This window comes from Saccharibacillus sp. CPCC 101409, from assembly GCF_030518235.1.
In the GTDB taxonomy this organism is placed as follows: Bacteria; Bacillota; Bacilli; order Paenibacillales; family Paenibacillaceae; genus Saccharibacillus.
The window spans coordinates 201598-218873 of sequence record NZ_JAULSA010000008.1 but is presented as its reverse complement, the minus strand read 5'-3'; the positions used below and the strand labels follow the sequence as shown (position 1 = coordinate 218873).

Below are 17276 nucleotides of genomic sequence, written 5' to 3'. Positions count from 1 at the left end.
TATGAGCACACACATACTATATCAAATTCTATATCGTCATGATATTGAACCGTTATGCTATTTTATATTCATCAAAAAAGCTGTAGATACGAGGAATGACGATCCCCTACCTACAGCCTATTTTCCTTACATCAAATTATTGTGAAATGCTACTTGTTCGCCAGTATCGAGTCTGCTGCCGTCCGTCCGCCGCCGAACTGCGGGAGCCATTCTCCGTGTGCTTCGATCAATTCGTCGCACAGCGAGACGATATCGTCGATCGACAGCTCGGCCGCCGTATGCGGATCGAGCAGCGCGGCGTGGTAGACGTGTTCGCGTTTGCCGGTCAGCGCCGCTTCGATCGTCAGGCGCTGCGTGTTGATATTGGTCTGGTTGAGCGCCGCGAGCTGCGGAGGCAGATTGCCCACGTACGTCGGATTCACGCCGGAAGCGTCGACCAGGCAGGGCACTTCAACGCAAGCGTCCCGCGGCAGATTGGGAATCAGCCCGTTGTTCATCACATTGCCGCCGATCTTGAACGGCTTGTCGGTCTCCATCGCCTCCATGATATACGAAGCGTATTCCGCGCTGCGCTTGTGCTCCAGCCCTTCGCTCGCCATCAGGCCGTCGCGCACTTCGCCCCACTCGCGGATCTGGTTCACGCAGCGGCGAGGATACTCGTCCAGCGGAATATTGAACCGTTCGACCAGCTCGGGATAGCTTTTTTTGATAAAGTAAGGATGGTATTCGGCATTGTGCTCGGACGATTCCGTGACATAATAGCCGAACCGGTTCATCAGCTCGAAACGCACCCTATCGTGATGCTTTTCTTTCTGCTTCTCCGCCGCGCGGCGTTTGATCTCCGGATACAGGTCTTCGCCGTCCCGGGTCACTTCGAGCAGCCACGCCATGTGGTTGATGCCCGCGATCTTCGAGCGCACGTTGGTCGTGTCCATGTCCAGGCTGCCGAACAAGTCCGACACGCAGTGCTGCACGCTGTGGCACAGGCCGACCGTTTTGATACCGCCCGCCGTGTTTATCACGTTCGTCAGCACCGCCATCGGGTTGGTGTAGTTGAGGAACCAGGCGTCCGGGCACACTTCGCGCATATCCGCAGCGATATCGAGCAGAACCGGAATCGTGCGCAGGTTGCGGAAAATGCCGCCGATGCCGAGCGTGTCCGCGATCGTCTGGCGCAGGCCGTACTTTTTCGGGACTTCGAAGTCCGTAATCGTGCACGGATCGTAGCCGCCGACCTGGATTGCGTTGATGACGTATTTCGCTCCGCGCAGCGCTTCTTTGCGGTCTGCATACGCTTTGATCCCGCAGGTGCTTCCCGCCGCCTTGTGCATGGCACGAAGCACGGTCTCCGACTCGCTCAGCCGCTGCGGATCGATATCGAACAGCGCCAGTTCGAAGCCTTGAAGCGCCGGCGTCAGCATAACGTCGCCCAGTACATTCCGCACAAAAACCGTACTCCCCGCCCCGATAAACGTGATTTTATTCATCTGTTACTCCTCCTTTGTCTGCTTCGGTTGCCCCTTCACTATAAAGGAAGCGCTTACCGGAAAACATGGAGTAATGCGGGGAATTTTTGTTATAATACAAGATTATAAGGAGGGGCGAGCGGATCGAATACGAAATATCGCAAGCAAAAAGCCAATGCGATGAATCGGTCAACCCTTAAAATTACCTGCCGCGCTGCCGTGCGTAACTGCCGATATTGATCGCCAGGCCGATGATAAACCAGCCGATATATACGATATACGAACCTTCCAGTGGATGAAAAAGCTCATTCCGGTCTACGTTCAGCGTACCGTAGCGAAAAAAGGTATAGACCAGCATCAGCGGAAGCGGAAGCATCCACAGCGAAAATGAATGCCAGCCGATAAAATGCCGCCGTTCCGGCGTTTCCGGACGAGTCCGGTCGGTTTGCGTCATGAGGGCGTTCCTCCCGTCTGTTGTTTGCTGTTGGTTGGAGTTTAGGCAAATTGAACGAATGAAAGGCGAGCGACGCCGCCTTATACGATTTGGACGCATGAGAGCAGCGGTTCGTTTTATTTTTTTCGCGCTGCGCTTTAGATATTGCGCCGCAAAGACCGCGCCATCGGTCAAACTCTATACGAAGGAGCCGTACCTTCTATGCCGGACGAACAATTCCATCAATCTTCTTCCGATTCTTACGGACAGAGCGACGTTACGCTGCTGTTCTACGGACAGGAAGAGTGCAGGCCGGGCCATTCCTGGGGCCCGGCACTGCGCGACGCTTATATTCTGCATTATATCCGCAGCGGACGCGGCGTGTTCCGCTCGCAGGGCGGCGAGCATGCCTTGGAAGCCGGCCAGGGCTTCCTGATCTCGCCCGACACGCTCGTCCACTACGAAGCGGACGCGTCCGATCCGTGGACGTACGCCTGGATCGGGCTGCGCGGACACGGTGTCCGCGCGCTGCTGGCGCGGGCGGGGCTGACGCCCGCGCAGCCGGTTTACACGGCGGCGGACCGGCCGCCGTTCGAGCGCATGTACGCCGGGCTGCTCGAGGCCCGCGGGATGCCCGGCGGCGACCTGCTCGCGCAGGCGGCGGTGTACCGCCTGCTGGCCGCGCTGGTCGCGGGCGCGCCGCAGGCTTCGGCGCGCCAGAGCGCGCCTCCCCGGGCCCGGGAGGCGCATCTGTCCAAGGCCGCAGCCGTGATCGAGAACGGCTACAGCCGCAAGCTCGCCGCGGAGGATATCGCGCGCGCCGTGGGGCTCGACCGGACGTACCTGTCGAGCCTGTTCAAGGACGCCTACGGCGTCCCGCTGCAGACGTACCTGCTGCAGTACCGCATGCGCAGAGCGCGCGAGCTCCTGCGCAACCCGTCGCTCTCGGTCAGCGACGTGGCCCGGTCGGTCGGCTATCCCGACCCGTTCCTGTTCTCCAAGATGTTCAAGCGCGTCTGCGGCGTCTCGCCGAGCGGCTACCGCGAGGCGCCGGGACGGTGAACGCGTCCCGGCGAACCCTTCCTAAAGCGTAAAGGGTTCGATTCGAACGTAACCCTCATATCGAACGCGGCCAACGTACCTGCCCGTTACTTTCAGCGAATTTTAGCGAACTTTAATACATTTCGATCAAACTTTCAATAAAGCGCAAAAATCCGCCTGCTTCTCCCCGTCCTCCCCGTTTCCGCCCAAGCAAATGCAAAAATCCACTCTATCATCCGAAAAACCGGCCAAAGCCGGCTTTTTCTTCAAATAAAATGGATTTTCGCAGCTTATGGCTCCGAACGGGCCTGCGTCGAACAAATAGAGTGGATTTTTGCACTTCATGGGCAGCCGGCGCCGACCGAAGGGTCAAAAAGGCAGAGGACCCAGCAGGTCGGAGGAACAAAGGGGTAGAGGTCCCAGAGAGCCAGAGGAACAAAACGTCAAAAAAACGCCGCTCCGGCTTGAATCCTGCCGCGGCGAATGCAAAAGCGGCAGGAAAACCGGCGAAAACCGATCAAGCATTGGCCCCTGTCCGCCTGTCTTTCAGCAGCGCCGACGGGGAGCCTCCGGTGATCTTTTTGAAAATGCGGTAGAAATAAGAGACGTCCTTGTAGCCGAGAAACTCGGCGATTTCCGCGGCGTTCAGCGTCGATTCTTCCAGCATGTAGACGGCGCGCTTCATCCGCTGGCGGTGCACGCATTCGCTGATCGTCCGGCCGGTCACTTCCTTGAACAGCGAAGCGGCGTAATTCGGCGTGCGGCCGATCACTTCGCCCAGTTCTTCCTTCGTGATCTTCTCGCGGTAGTTCCGTTCGATGTAACGCTTCATATGATCGACGTGCCGGTACTTTTCCGTGCGGATCTGTCCCCGGTCGTATTCGCGGCTGATATCGATCAGCAGTTCCATCAGGATGGACTGTGCCATCAGCTCGTAGTAAGACGGCCGGTCGATCCACTGCTCGCGCAGCACGCGGATGCGGTCGTGCACCGATTCGTAGCGCCCGAGCCGCCGCTTGTACGGATGACCGCAGCGCAGCAGCGGCAGCGCGCCCGCGTCCTCCGCCGATACGGTAAAGCCCACCACCGTTTTCGTGTGCACGAGCGTCGGCACGCTTTTGCCATAGTACGGCGTATGCGCCGGAATCAGCAGCACGTCGCCGCGTTCCATGATATGGCGTTCGCCGTTCACCCAATAGATACATTTTCCGTAAGTCGCCAGCGTCAGCAGGCAGCAATCGAGACCGTTTTCGGCCTGCTCGTACCATTCCGCCCCGTTATCCTGATGCACGTCCTCCACTGTAGGCATAAGCGCTTCCTTTCTTACCGTACTATATTTCCTACATTGTACTATATGTCATTTCTTCCTGTCTGCCCGGGCGTTACAATAAAGACGGAAGGTTGTTGAAAGCGCTCATTCAAACCGCGACAAGCGGGTATAAATAAGAGACGGACCGTAATTCCCCGACGCCGAACCGGTGTACGATTTCCAAGCTTCGGGACGGACAACAACCTCGAAGCTGAAGAATACGAGGAGGATTTTACCGAATATGAAAACGAAGATTGTATGTACGATGGGACCCGCCTGCGAATCCGTAGAGATGCTGAAAGAAATGATCCAATCCGGCATGACCGTCGCCCGCCTGAACATGGCGCACGGCGAACCGGCCGACCACAGCGAGCGCATCCGCAAAGTCCGCCAGGCGGCATCCGAACTGAATACTTTCGTTCCGATCATGCTCGACATCAAAGGACCGGAAGTGCGCATCGGCAAATTGCAGGACGAATTCGTCCAGCTCGAAGCCGGCAGCGAACTGATCCTGACGACCGAACCCGACGTGCTCGGCACGGCGGAACGCATCGGCGTCAACTATCCGAAGCTGAACGAAGACGTCAAAGCGGGCGACCGCATCCTGATCGACGACGGCCTGATCGCGCTCGACGTACTGAGCGTCGAAGGCGGCGAAATCTACTGCAAGATCCTGAACGGCGGACGCCTCAAACCGCGCAAAGGCGTTAACCTGCCGGGCGTGAAAACAAGCCTGCCGGGCGTAACCGAACGCGACGTGATGCATATCAACTACGGTTTGAGCGAAAATATCGAAATTATCGCCGCTTCCTTCGTCCGCAAAGGCGAAGACATTCAGGAAATCCGCCGTATCCTGGCCGAACAAGGCGCGGATCACGTGCAAATCATCTCCAAGATCGAAAACCAGGAAGGCATGGACAATCTCGACGCCATCATCGAAGCTTCCGACGGCATCATGGTCGCCCGCGGCGACCTGGGCGTGGAAGTGCCGGTACAGGACGTGCCCGCGGCGCAGAAGCTGATGATCGACAAGTGCAACCTGGCCGGCAAACCGGTGATCGTGGCGACGCACATGCTCGAATCGATGCAGGTTAACCCTCGTCCGACCCGTTCCGAAGTCAGCGACGTGGCGAATGCCGTGCTTCAAGGCACCGACTGCATCATGCTGTCCGGCGAATCCGCCGCGGGCAAATACCCGCTGGAATCCGTCCGCACCATGGCCGCCGTAGCCGCCAAAGCGGAAACGATGATCGATTACGACGTGCAGTTTAACAGCAAACGCGAGCTGCACCTCAATAACATCACCGAAGTGGTCAGCCAGAGCACGGTCAGCGCTTCGCTCGTACTGGACGCCGCGGCAATCATCGTCTCGACCGAATCCGGCTTCACGGCGCGCATGATCTCCAAATACCGCCCGAAAGCGCCGATCATCGCCGTGTCGCAGCACGAGAAGACGCTGCCGAAGATGAGCCTGCTTTACGGCGTCGTGCCGGTCAAAGGCGAAGAAGTGAAGTCCACCGACGAAATGTTCGAAGTGGCGACAAGCAACGCGATCGAAGCGGGCCATATCAAGTCCGGCGATACGATCATCATCTCCGCGGGCGTGCCGGTCGGCCGCAGCGGCAGCACGAACCTGATGAAAGTGCAGCAGGTTTAATCTTTTCCGGAATCTTTATTGTCAAAAAAGAAGACCGCTTCCGTAAACAACGGAAGCGGTCTTCTGCATTTGTATCGAAGCCGATTGTCGAGGCGGCCCTCAGCGGGCCGGCAGGTTTCAGTTCTTCGGAGCGGCCGCCGCTTTTTTTCGGGACGGCTTTTTGCGCGCGGCCGCTTTCTCCGCGGCAAGACGGTCCTGCTCGTCCACCCGCTCCTGTTCTTCCGCGCGTTTGCCTTCGGCTGTCCGTTCCTTCTTCTGCCGCACTTCTTCGTCCATTTGTTCCTGTTTCGAAGGGTCCTGCATTTTCAGATACTGCTCGAACGCTTCCGGATACATAAATTCTTTATCGCCCGTTTTATCGTCGAAGCGCACCGTGATCTTATCTTCTTCGGCGCCGATTATTTTCCCCGTTCCGAAACTGGCATGCAGCACTTGTTCGTTTAAATGTTCCATCGCACTTCATCTCCTCTTGTCTTCTTGCGCTTTTCCATTCGTTTTTTCCATTTGGCAAAACTCATCCGTTTGACAGAATCGACGGAAACGGATTGAATCGATCATTCCTTCGACGCAGGTAAGCGATCACCGGTTTCACCAATGATTTTTGCCAAAAGGGTAAAAAGCTTCTCTTAACCTATCCCCTTTTCGGCCGGTTTAGAAACACCCCTATACGCAATGAACCGATTATTTCTTTTTCGGCCGTGTCCAAAAAAGTCGAAAAACGCTCATTTTGCCTTCTCATCATTGACTTTCTTGTTCTTTAAGCCGTTTGTTCTTCAATTGACCGGTTTCTGTGTTCGCCGATTGTTCGGGGGCCCTGAGCCCTAATCGGGTGTCATTTTTGTAACCTTTTCGTAAGTATTTCGTAGGAATTACAAAAAAAATCGGCTCATACCCGGTCGATCCGTGTATATTTTCGGTGTAGATGTGGGTAATAAAATTTGAAATTGTGTTCGCTTGTGATACTATTTACCGACGGTCCGGCATTTTACAATCACGAACACGACATGCGGAGGTACATAAATGAATCGATTGAGCAGACAGAACCATGCGGGCCCCGGAGAAAAAGGAACGCCATCGAATACGAAGCGCCGTTTTGCGCGGCGCGCCGGCCTTGCCATGCTGACTCTGGCCGCCGGCGTCGGCGGTTTGTTCCCTTACTCCTCCGGCCCGGTTTATGCGGAAGGTTCTTCCTATACGGCCAAAGTCTATACCGACTCGCTGAACGTGCGCAGCAAAGCGGGCCCGGATACGCCGGTAATCGGCTCGCTCAAGAGCGGCGAAGTCGTCAACGTGACCGACGAACTGCTGGGCTGGCTGAAAGTCGAGAACGCTTCGACTTCGGGCTGGGTAGCCGGTTACTATCTCAAAAAAGAAGGCGCAGCCGCCGTTTCGACCGGAAAATCGGCTTCGGGAAGCGCCGCCGGAAGCAAAGGAGCGGCCGTCTCGTCCGGTTCGGCCAAAGTGGCGACCGGAAGCAAAGCGCTGGTTACGGCGAACTCGGTCATTATCCGCAGCGGTCCCGGCAAAAAGTGGGAAATGCTCGGTTCGGCCAACCGCAAAGACGCCGTTACCGTGCTGGAGAACCAGAACGGCTGGACGCGCATCATGACGTCTTACGGCGCTTACGGCTGGGTCTCCTCGCAGTATCTGCAGGGCGGAGGAGCGGCGAAAGCCGTGTCCGCCACGCAGCACCGGAAAGCCGCCACCGTCAGCAGCGCCGCGGCCAAAAGCGAGCCGGCCGACACGTCGGATATTCAATCCGGCAGCCTCAAAGGCAAGCTGATCGTGCTCGATCCCGGGCACGGCGGAGACGATCCGGGCACGGTGGGCACTTCGCACGGACTGGTCGAAGGCGAACTGAACCTGCAAACCGCGCTGTATGTGCGCGATTATCTGGTTTCGCGCGGAGCGCGCGTGGAGATGACGCGGACGCAGAATTCGCAGCGTCCTTCCCTGGCGGAGCGGGCGCAGCTCGCGCCGGCGCTCGGAGCGGACGCATTTGTCAGCATCCATTACAATTCGGCGCTGACGTCTTCGGCAAGCGGAACGCTGGTCTGCTTCTATTCGGAATCGAAAGACATCAAGCTGGCGCGCGCACTCGAAGCGCCGCTCAAAGGCGGCATCGGACTGCGCAACAACGGCCTGGCGTTCGGCAATTTCAAGGTGATTCGCGAGAACAGCGTTCCGGCTGTGCTGCTCGAAATGGGCTTCCTGTCCAATCCGTCCGACGAAAGCGTCGTCGGCAGCGCCGATTATCAGCGCAAAGCGGCCAAAGCGGTCGCCGACGGGCTGCAATTGTACTTCTCGAACTAAGAAAGAACCCGGCATGGGAGCAAGCCAAAAACCGCTAGATCAAACCCCCTGTTTCCGTTATGCGGAAACAGGGGGTTTCTTATGCGGAAGCGCAGGCTTTACGAGCGTACCGACGCAATCGCGCTGTACAGCTGAAGCTTGCGCAGAGGCTTGAACGCGATAAAGCGGAAAGAATTCTTGTCCTGAAGATCGAACACGGTTCCCAGCGGCGCCAGCAGGCCGAGCGGCGTCGTAAGGCCGAACTCGCGAATCTGCGCGGCCAAATTCTCGAAGTGCATATCGAGCAGCACCAGATCGAAGGAGCCGTTCTTCAAACGCTCCAGCCCTTCTTCTCCCGTCCGCACGCCGAACGGCTGCGCTCCCCAGCTTCGAAGCAGGCATTCCAGCACGCCCAGCGTCGTTTCGTTGTCGTCCACGATCAGCACCCGTATGCCGTCCAGCGGCCGCGCGGCCGTCTCCAGTTCGAATTCCCCGTACCGGATAAACGGGATCTGAATCCGGAACGCCGTGCCCCGGCCGGCTTCGCTTTGCACGGAGATCTTCCCGCCCATCAGCTCGACCAGACTCTGGGTAATGGACAGGCCGAGGCCCGTTCCTCCGTAGTTGAACGTTCCGCCCGCTTCGTGGGCCTGATAATACCGGTCGAACAGCCCTTTGAGCTTATCCTCGGCGATGCCGATCCCCGTGTCCGAAATGGTAAGCTCGATGTTCGCCTCGCGGCCGTCCGTTCCCGGCAGCTCGCGCGCCGTGACAACGATCTCTCCCTGATGCGTAAACTTCACGGCGTTGCCGAGCAAATTGAGCAGAATCTGGCGCATCTTGCCCGCGTCTCCCAGCACGAATGCCGGGAGGTCGCCGGAAAGATCCAGAATCAGCTCCACCTGCTGCTCGATCGTGCGCGGCGCCAGCAGGCAGGCGACGTCCTCGATCGTGGAGATCAGATCGAACGGGGCTTCTTCCACGTTGTGCTTGCCGGCTTCGAGCTTGCTGAAATCGAGGATATTGTTCGCCAGCGTCAGCAGCGTATCGTTGCTGGAACGGATCATGTCGAGATAATTCCGCTGGTCCGGCGCAAGCTCGGTCGTCAGCAGAAGATCCGACATCGCGACACTGCCGTTCAACGAATTGCGGATCTCGTGCGTCATGATCGCCAGAAAATCCGCTTTTTCCCGCGTCGACCGCTGCGCCGCTTTCGCTTCGTCGAGATAGGCCTCGGCCAGATTCTCCATGCTGCGCTTGTCTTCCGCAAGCCGGCCGATCCAATCCCGGTCGAGCTCGACCCGGCGCTCCAGTTCGACGATATAAGACAGAAACAGCGACATCGAGGTCAGCAGCTGCATATCTTTGTCGCGAAACGGCTCGGAAGCGCTGAGCGCCGCGAGCGCGCCGTATTTGCGCCCGTCCGGATACGAAATGGGGAATCCGATCAGCGCATGGTCGCCGTACGTGCGGGTCGCGTACTGGTTGTGGGTAAGCGGATGCCGGGAGGTCTGCGGAATCACCAGCGGACGGTCCCAGTGCGAATCGGTCCATTTTTCAAAAAACTCGGCATCGAAACGAATAACCTGTCCTTCGCGCACCAGCGTCCTGCCGCGGTTGAACGCTTTGATTACCGTGCTTACATTTCCTTCGCTCGTTACGACAAGGATCGCATCCGCCGTCATCTGTTCGCTGAGCAGATCCACCACATGGCCGGCCGCTTCGGCAAAGCTTTCAAAAAATATCCGGTTTTTCCGCTGCATACCGTATCCTCCGCTGATCAAAATTGCGACATCCGAGTAGCTTTTCTTGCTCCACAATAAACGCCGGGCGCGAATGGTTCGAATATCGTTCATGTCCTAATCTATCGCCTGAATGCGAATTGCAAGTAACGTATTTCTTTACCCTCACTATAACCGAAAAAGACCCTGAAAAGAATGCTCTATAACCGTTTTCCGAAAAATTTATTCGTTTCTGTTTGTTTTTGTATTTTTTTGCTTGCGCGCCTGATAATACACAAAAAAATGAACGCCTGTCCAAGCGCGTCCATCCTGCATTTTCCCGACGTTTCCGCTGCGGATCGAATCGGTCTTCCGCCTGCGGCTTATCGGTTTGTTATTCGACGGAGTCCGCCAATTCGGCCAGTTCCGAAGCCTGCGCGCGAATCTCGATCACCGAAGCGTTGACCTGCTGGGTCATCGCGGCCTGCGCCTGCGTCAGCTCCGCCATCGCGCCGATATTGTTCAGAATGCGGTCGATCTGTTCTTTCATCTCGTTCAGGCTGCTTTCGATATTGCCGGTCGCCTGCGCGCTGTTGACCGCCAGCTTGCGCACTTCCTCGGCCACGACGGAGAAGCCGCGTCCGAACTCGCCGGCTCTCGCCGCTTCGATCGCCGCGTTCAAGCCGAGCAGGTTGGTCTGCTCCGCTACTTCCTTGATAAAGCTGGAGATATTCTGCGTTTCTTCCGCGCTGCTCTTGGCCCGGTTGGCCGCTCGGGTCGACTTGTCCTGCATGTTGACGATCGCCTGGGCGCCGCTGGATACCGAATCGATCCCCGCCACCATGTCGCCGATCGCTTCCGACAGCCCGCCGATCTTCCGGTTGATCTGCTCCGCGAACGATTCGCGGCTCTTCTCGAACGTAATATCGCGCAGCGTTCCGGCCAGGCGCAGCGGCACGCCGCGCTCGTCCCGAATCGTCGCTCCGCTCGCATGATACCAGCGGTACCGCCCGTCCTCGTGCCGCAGCCGGTATTCCTGGTCGAGCTGCGTGCGTCCGCTGTAATCGTTCAAGTAATCGGCCAGTCCCTGCTGGGCCTGCTCCGCGTCGTCCGGATGCAGGCGGGTCGCCCAGCTGTCGAGCACATTCGGGAAATCCTGCTCGTTATGGCAGCCGAGCATGCGGCGAAACTGGTCGGAGAACCAGATATCGTTGCTCGGATTGACCGGATCGCCCGCTACCACCGTCATGTCCCATGGCGATTCGGTCAGCGCTTTGTTAATCAGGTCGTAGCGCGTCACCATGCTGCGGAGCTCGTTCTCGCGCAGCTTCTTGTCGTGGATATCGAACAGGGCGCCCACGACGCGCAGCGGCACGCCGTTTTCGTCGCGCGTGGTCGTACCTGTCGCCTGGTACCAGCGGTATTCGCCGGTCTTGAGCTGAAGCCGGTACTGGATATCGTAAGGCGTGCGGCCCGTGCGATCGGTCAAATGAGCGGCGAACGCATCAAGCACCCAACCCGAGTCTTCGGGATGAAGGCGCGACGCCCAGCTGTCCAGCACGTTCGGAAAATCGCCCGTGTCGCGGTATCCGAGCATTTGGCGAAACTCGTTGCTCCAGATAAACTCGTTGTTCGGATTGACCGGATCTCCGGCTACGACCGTCATATCCCATAAGCCGACGGAAATCGCCTGCGATACCAGATCGAGCCGAAGCTCCGAGTCGGCCGCTTTGGCGGCGTACAGCTTCAGCACCGCGTTCAGATTGTCCGCAATCTCCCGCTCTTCCGCGGAAGTCCCCGCGGATTGCAGCTCCGCCGCCTCGCCTCCTTCTTCCACCGCTTTCCTGAGTTCCCGGCTCGCCGCGAGCAGCGCGGCATTCGGGCTGCTTGCAGCCGTTTTAAACAACATTCTAAGTTCCTCCTTCGATTTACCGGAGCTTTCTTCTGCGGCCGGCCGCGGATCGTCGGTTCCGGGCCGGTCGGTTCGGCAGTCCTGTTGCAGCGATTATAGACCGCGATAGTTATTAATGAGATCTGACCGATTTCAAGAAAGCAAATAAGCACCAACACATCTATATCGAAAAAAATCGGGAGGTTATGAAGCAAAAATCAGGGAACCGACCTATTTATTTTTCGGTTCGACGCTCCCGCAAGTTCTCCGATCCGCCCGAGTCGGATCGAATGCGGGATCTCCGCGCGATCGGCGGTTTTCTTGAAAAGAGGGCAAATCTCCGGCACGAGGCCGGATTCGCGGTTCGCCGCGTGGACGGCTGCCTGCAATTTTACGGCCGAGGCTCGAAGACCCTGTTTAATTTTCCGAATTTATGTTAGAGTTATACGTTGCATCGTCTTTATATTCGACCGGTAATTTCAGCTATCCGACTTTCGATATTCCATCGATTTATTTCAATAGATTTATTTCCAAAGGAGACACCATGACATTTAATGAATTGAACCTGATCCCTTCGATCCTCAAAGCCCTGCAAAAAGAAAACTATACATCCCCGACGCCAATCCAGCGCCAGGCGATTCCCGTTGCGCTCGAAGGACGCGACGTGCTGGGCTGCGCCCAGACCGGCACCGGCAAAACGGCGGCGTTCTCGCTGCCGATCATCCAGCGCCTGTCGGCGCAGCCGCTCGCGGCGGGCGCCAAGCGCCCGATCCGCTCGCTGATCCTGACGCCGACGCGCGAGCTGGCGATCCAGATCTACGACAATATCCGCGCTTACAGCCGCTACACCGACCTGCGCAGCCAGGTTATCGTCGGCGGCGTTTCGCAGGCTCCGCAGGAGCGCGAGCTTCAGCGAGGCACCGATATCCTGATCGCGACGCCGGGACGCCTGCTCGACCTGATGAACCAGAAGCACGTCGATCTGAATTCCGTGCAGATTCTGGTCCTCGACGAAGCCGACCGCATGCTCGATATGGGCTTTATTCGCGATGTGCAGAAGATCATTTCCAGAATGCCGGCCAAAAAGCAAACCCTGTTCTTCTCGGCCACCATGCCGCCGGAGATCGCCCAACTGGTCGACTCGCTGCTCGTCGACCCGGCCAAGGTCGAAATCACGCCGGTCTCGTCGACGGTCGAAGTGATCCGGCAGTCCGTCTACCTCGTGGACAAGCCGAATAAGCAGAAGCTGCTGACCGATATCCTGCAGGACCAATCGATCGCTTCGGCGCTCGTGTTTACGCGCACCAAGCACGGCGCGAACCGCGTCGCGCGCCTGCTCGACCGTTCGGGCATCCCGGCGCTGGCGATCCACGGCGACAAGTCGCAGAACGCCCGCCAGACGGCGCTCAACAACTTCAAGAACGGCACGACCCGCGTGCTGGTCGCAACCGACATCGCGGCGCGCGGCATCGACATCGACGAGCTGTCGCACGTCATCAACTTCAACCTGCCGAATATTCCGGAGACTTACGTACACCGGATCGGCCGTACCGGCCGCGCGGGCAAAGCCGGCGTGTCCATTTCGTTCTGCGAAACGGAAGAACTGCCGTACCTGAAAGATATCCAGAAGCTGATCGGCAAGTCCATCCCGGAAGTCAAAGATCATCCGTACCCGATGACCGGCGAAACGCCGGCGGCGGACCCTCAGCAGCAGGAACGCGGCGGCCGCGGACGCCGCAGCGGACAGGGCGGCGCACAGCCGTCCGGCGCGAAGAACGCGTCCAAAGGCGAAGCGCGCGCGAACGGCGCAAAGAATAGCGGCGGGGCCGTAAGCGCGGCGCGCGGAAACGGCGCGAAAGACAGCGGCAGAAGCGAAGCGCGCGCAGCTGGCGCCAAAGATGCGAAAGACAGCGCCGCAGGCGCGGCGCGCGGAAACGGCGCGAAGAACAACGGCGGAAACGCCGCGCGCGCGAATAGCGCGAAAGACGGCGCCGCGAGCGAGGCGCAGGGCGCCGCAGGCGCGCGGCAGGCCGGCCGCGCGAACGGCAAAGCCGCCGCCTCCCGTCCGGGCGGCGGGCAGTCGGGGTCTGCCGGCCAGAGCGGCAGACCGGGTAAAGACCGCGCGGCACAGCAGTCGGCCGCGCAGGGCGGTTCGCGCGGCGATAAGCGCGCGAACGACGCCGGTGGCCGCGGCCGCACCGGCGGCCGGCCGCAGCCGGGCACGGCGGCGTCGGCGCGCAGCGGCGCCGACAAGTGGGTCAGCGGGCAATGGGCCGCCGACACGCATTACCGCGCCAGCTACGGCCTGTCCGGGGACAAGGCCTAAGCCGGCAAAGTAAAGTCCCGCCGTTCAAGCGGCGGGACGGCTTCCGCTTTTCATGCTTCGGCTTCGCCGCGTTCCGTTCAGCCGCGGACTGCGGCGGAGCTTTACGCATCGGCTCGATCGAAGCCGCTCATACAGAAGGACCGTTTCCCCCGCCGGCCGGCGGGGAGAACGGTCCTTTTTCGTCCATAAGCCGTTGGCGGGGCAGCCGCCTCGGCCCTCGGCCGCTCCGCCAACGGCCTATCGTGTGCTGATCTGCCGCTCCGCACCCCTATCCGCTTCTCTCGCTGCAGCTCGTCTCATTTGTCGTTTTCCGTCCGCTCTTTGCGCTCGACACCGCTTCTCTGCCAGTTCGTGCCGCGCCTTCGTCATGCCGCCGCCCCACCAACGGAACGAGAAGACGCTATGGAGCCCGTTTTCGCCCCGATTTTTTTCTAACGCAACCCCGCGCTCTCAAACAGGCCAACTGCGCCCATAATTCTCCGCCGATCGGCTGTTAGCGCCCCTGGGTTCCGTTAGTTTTCAAATCCCGCGTCGAACCCGCGATTAGCGTCTGTACGTTCCGTTAGGGCGCGGAAGCCGTCCTCAACCTTCTTCCCTCCTCCGCGCCCGCTCGCCCGTTTCACGCCTTCGCCGCCGCGCGAGCGCGCATGGCTTCGATCGTTTCCCGCACGCCCTGCGCATACGGGGTCGCCGGGATCGGGCCGATCAGCGCTTCGTATTTCGCGCCGCTGAGCAGCAGAGGTTCCTCCGTAAGATACAGCATCTCCACGATTTCTTTCATCACCGGCGCGAAAAGTCCGATCGCCGACAGCGAAGCGCGGCCCAGCGGAAGAACGGGACGTTTGACGCCGGCGGCCGACTGCGCGATCTTCACCAGTTCATGCCCGGAGATCGGGCCGGCGGACGGGATATGCCAGTTCTGCCCGTACGCTTCGCCGCGCAGCGCCAGCTCGACAATCATCGCCGCCGCGTCGGGCAGATACACGAACTCGCGCGGAACGCGCATGCTGCCCGCAAAAATCGTCGTTTTTCCCGCCGCGATCCCTTCCAGGGTCGGGCCGAGGTAAGAGCCTGCATTCATCGAGGGGCCGTAATAATCCGGCAGCCGCGCGATCAGTTTCGGAATCCCCGCGTACCGGGGATCGAACAGCAGCCGCTCGAATTCCAGTTTGACGCGGCCTTTGCGCGTATGCGGATTCTTGGGAAAGTCTTCGCCGATCGGCTCGGGCGATCTTCTTCTTCCGTACGGATAGATGCCGTCGACCACCGCCAGCTTCGCTCCCGATCGCTCCACCCCTTCCAGCACCGCGCGTCCCATGATCAGCTGATCCGCCATTTTGTCGTAAGAAACCGAAACGGCATGGAAAACGATCTCCGTTCCCGCCGCCGCGGCGGCCACGTCTTCGGCGCGAAACACATCGCCCGCATGCAGTTCCAGCAGCGGCGATCCGCCGAGTTCCGTTTTCGTACGCTCCAGTTTGTCCATCGAACGCCCGAACAGCACCGCCGGAATCCCGCGTTTGACCAGTTCTCCCGCAATCGCCATGCCCGTTCCGCCCGTCGCTCCAAGCACCAGAGTTTTTTTCATTTCGTCATCTCCCCGTTTAATTATTGATTAATCAATCATAAATTCCGTTTAAAAAAAGAGCCCGCCGTTCAGACGTCCTCTTCTTCCATCAACTCCGGCAGATCCAGCGCCATCGACGTATTGCAGAGCATCCCGCGCGCCAGGAAGATCAGCGTCCGGTGCTTCGGATTGTCGATGCCCGCCCGGACGAACGCATCCTGCACCAGCTTCCGCGTTTCGCGAAATCCTTCCCGCATAATCCCCGCGATTCGGGGCTCCGCGATCGTCTGCGCCTGCATTTGAAGCAGAATCTCGCTGCGATGGCGCTCCATCAGCTCCGTATAGGCGCCGATCAGCTCTTCTTCCAGCTTCGGCGTTTCGGCGCTCTCGATCACGCCGCGGAACGCGTCGAAAGTGCGCGTCCACGAGACGTTCAGCGCTTCCGCCAGCAGGTCTTCTTTGGTCGCAAAAAAGCGAAACACGTACGGCTGCGAAATCCCGGCCCGCCCGGCCACCTGCGCCGTCGTCGCCCGGTAATAGCCGGTCTCGGCAAACACCTCGACCGCGGCGGATACGATTTCTTCTTTTCGATTCGGCGAAGCGGCTTTTCTGGCCATGGCTCGTCCTCCTTCCTTTTTAGATTAGTGATCGATCAATTACAAATGATTATAACCGCTGACCGGCAAAATGCAACCCTTTTTTCCCAAAAAGAAAAACTCCGCCTTGAAGGCGAAGTTTAACGGGCCGCTTGCAGTATTCCGCTTTTTTTATTTCTCTTTACGCGCACAGCTTTGTTCGCTACACGATCCGCTTTCCCTGCGCCACGGCCGGAAAAAGCGCCTCGCGCACCCCGACCGTATCGCCGACGATCAGGATCGCCGGATTGCCGATCTTTATCGCCGCCGCCAGGCGGGCGATATCGCCCAGCGTGCCGGTAACGACCCGCTCCGCCGGCGTCGTCGCGTTCTCGATCAGCGCGGCCGGCGTGCGGGCGTCGCGGCCGTGACGGATCAGCTCGCCGGCGATTTCCTCCAGCTTCGAAACGCCCATATAGACCGCCAGCGTATCCGCGCCCTGCGCGAGCAGGTCCCAGCGCACGGGCGCGGCTTCCTCGCCGCACCGGCTGCCGTGACGACGGCGAACGAAGCGGCCGTGCCACGGTGCGTCAGCGGGATGCCGGCCGAAGCGGACGCGCCCGCGGCGGAGGTGACGCCCGGCACCACTTCGAATTCGATGCCCGCCCGCGACGCCGCCAGCGCTTCTTCGCCGCCGCGGCCGAACACGAACGGATCGCCGCCTTTGAGCCGGACCACACGATGGCCGACCGACGCGTAATCGACGATCAGGCGGTCGATCTCCGATTGGCTCAGCGCATGACGGCCGGGCGCTTTGCCGCAGTAGATCTTGAGCGCGCCCGGCGGGCAGTACTCCAGCAGTTCCTCGCTCACCAGCCGGTCGTACAGCACGACATCGGCCTGCTCCAGCCTCCGCAGCGCTTTGACGGTAATCAATTCGGGATCGCCCGGACCCGCGCCGACGATCGAGATTTTGCCGGCCGGCATTTTTCCGCGGT

Annotated in this window: 12 protein-coding genes and 1 pseudogene; 4 read left to right on the top strand and 9 right to left on the bottom strand. The window is 59.3% G+C overall.

Going from position 1 to position 17276, the window contains the following annotated elements:
• Nucleotides 1-149: 149 nt before the first annotated feature.
• Complete coding sequence (gene melA / locus QWJ34_RS17890; protein WP_302729915.1) at nucleotides 150-1487, bottom strand: alpha-glucosidase/alpha-galactosidase; 1338 nt, start codon at nucleotides 1485-1487, stop codon at nucleotides 150-152.
• Nucleotides 1488-1668: 181 nt separating this feature from the next.
• The gene (locus QWJ34_RS17885; RefSeq protein ID WP_302729913.1) at nucleotides 1669-1920 is read right to left on the bottom strand and encodes a hypothetical protein; all 252 of its coding nucleotides are present in this window, start codon (nucleotides 1918-1920) and stop codon (nucleotides 1669-1671) included.
• A gap of 201 nt (nucleotides 1921-2121) precedes the next feature.
• Between QWJ34_RS17885 and QWJ34_RS17880 the strand changes: the two genes are divergently transcribed.
• Entirely contained in the window at nucleotides 2122-2961 is an 840-nt protein-coding gene (locus QWJ34_RS17880) for an AraC family transcriptional regulator (protein WP_302729912.1), read from the top strand.
• A gap of 496 nt (nucleotides 2962-3457) precedes the next feature.
• On the opposite strand, the gene QWJ34_RS17875 is transcribed toward QWJ34_RS17880, so the two are convergent.
• Nucleotides 3458-4249, bottom strand: a complete 792-nt coding sequence (locus QWJ34_RS17875; protein WP_302729910.1) for a helix-turn-helix domain-containing protein — start codon at nucleotides 4247-4249, stop codon at nucleotides 3458-3460.
• A gap of 241 nt (nucleotides 4250-4490) precedes the next feature.
• Between QWJ34_RS17875 and pyk the strand changes: the two genes are divergently transcribed.
• Nucleotides 4491-5906 carry a pyruvate kinase gene (gene pyk, locus QWJ34_RS17870; protein ID WP_302729909.1) on the top strand — a complete coding sequence of 472 codons (1416 nt, stop codon included), beginning with the start codon at nucleotides 4491-4493 and terminating at the stop codon, nucleotides 5904-5906.
• 117 nt (nucleotides 5907-6023) lie between these two features.
• Here the strand turns inward: pyk and QWJ34_RS17865 are convergent, their stop codons facing one another.
• Nucleotides 6024-6359 (bottom strand): hypothetical protein, encoded by a 336-nt coding sequence (locus tag QWJ34_RS17865; protein ID WP_302729908.1) that lies wholly within the window; start codon nucleotides 6357-6359, stop codon nucleotides 6024-6026.
• Between the two features lie 567 nt (nucleotides 6360-6926).
• Here QWJ34_RS17865 and QWJ34_RS17860 point away from each other — a divergent pair.
• Nucleotides 6927-8219 (top strand): N-acetylmuramoyl-L-alanine amidase family protein, encoded by a 1293-nt coding sequence (locus tag QWJ34_RS17860; protein ID WP_302729906.1) that lies wholly within the window; start codon nucleotides 6927-6929, stop codon nucleotides 8217-8219.
• 98 nt (nucleotides 8220-8317) lie between these two features.
• On the opposite strand, the gene QWJ34_RS17855 is transcribed toward QWJ34_RS17860, so the two are convergent.
• Both QWJ34_RS17855 and QWJ34_RS17850 read right to left on the bottom strand, forming a co-directional pair.
• Nucleotides 8318-9961 (bottom strand): hybrid sensor histidine kinase/response regulator, encoded by a 1644-nt coding sequence (locus tag QWJ34_RS17855; RefSeq protein ID WP_302729904.1) that lies wholly within the window; start codon nucleotides 9959-9961, stop codon nucleotides 8318-8320.
• 352 nt (nucleotides 9962-10313) lie between these two features.
• A complete protein-coding gene (locus QWJ34_RS17850) occupies nucleotides 10314-11828 on the bottom strand; it encodes a methyl-accepting chemotaxis protein (RefSeq protein WP_302729902.1) in 1515 nt (504 codons plus the stop codon).
• Between the two features lie 526 nt (nucleotides 11829-12354).
• Between QWJ34_RS17850 and QWJ34_RS27160 the strand changes: the two genes are divergently transcribed.
• Complete coding sequence (locus QWJ34_RS27160; protein ID WP_483314285.1) at nucleotides 12355-14136, top strand: DEAD/DEAH box helicase; 1782 nt, start codon at nucleotides 12355-12357, stop codon at nucleotides 14134-14136.
• Nucleotides 14137-14755: 619 nt separating this feature from the next.
• On the opposite strand, the gene QWJ34_RS17840 is transcribed toward QWJ34_RS27160, so the two are convergent.
• From QWJ34_RS17840 to cobA, 3 genes and pseudogenes are all read right to left on the bottom strand, one after another.
• The gene (locus QWJ34_RS17840; protein ID WP_302729900.1) at nucleotides 14756-15724 is read right to left on the bottom strand and encodes an NAD-dependent epimerase/dehydratase family protein; all 969 of its coding nucleotides are present in this window, start codon (nucleotides 15722-15724) and stop codon (nucleotides 14756-14758) included.
• Nucleotides 15725-15792: 68 nt separating this feature from the next.
• Complete coding sequence (locus tag QWJ34_RS17835) at nucleotides 15793-16320, bottom strand: TetR/AcrR family transcriptional regulator (RefSeq protein WP_302729898.1); 528 nt, start codon at nucleotides 16318-16320, stop codon at nucleotides 15793-15795.
• A 181-nt stretch (nucleotides 16321-16501) separates the two neighbouring features.
• Nucleotides 16502-17265: pseudogene (cobA, locus tag QWJ34_RS17830) on the bottom strand (uroporphyrinogen-III C-methyltransferase).
• Between the last annotated feature and the right edge of the window lie 11 nt (nucleotides 17266-17276).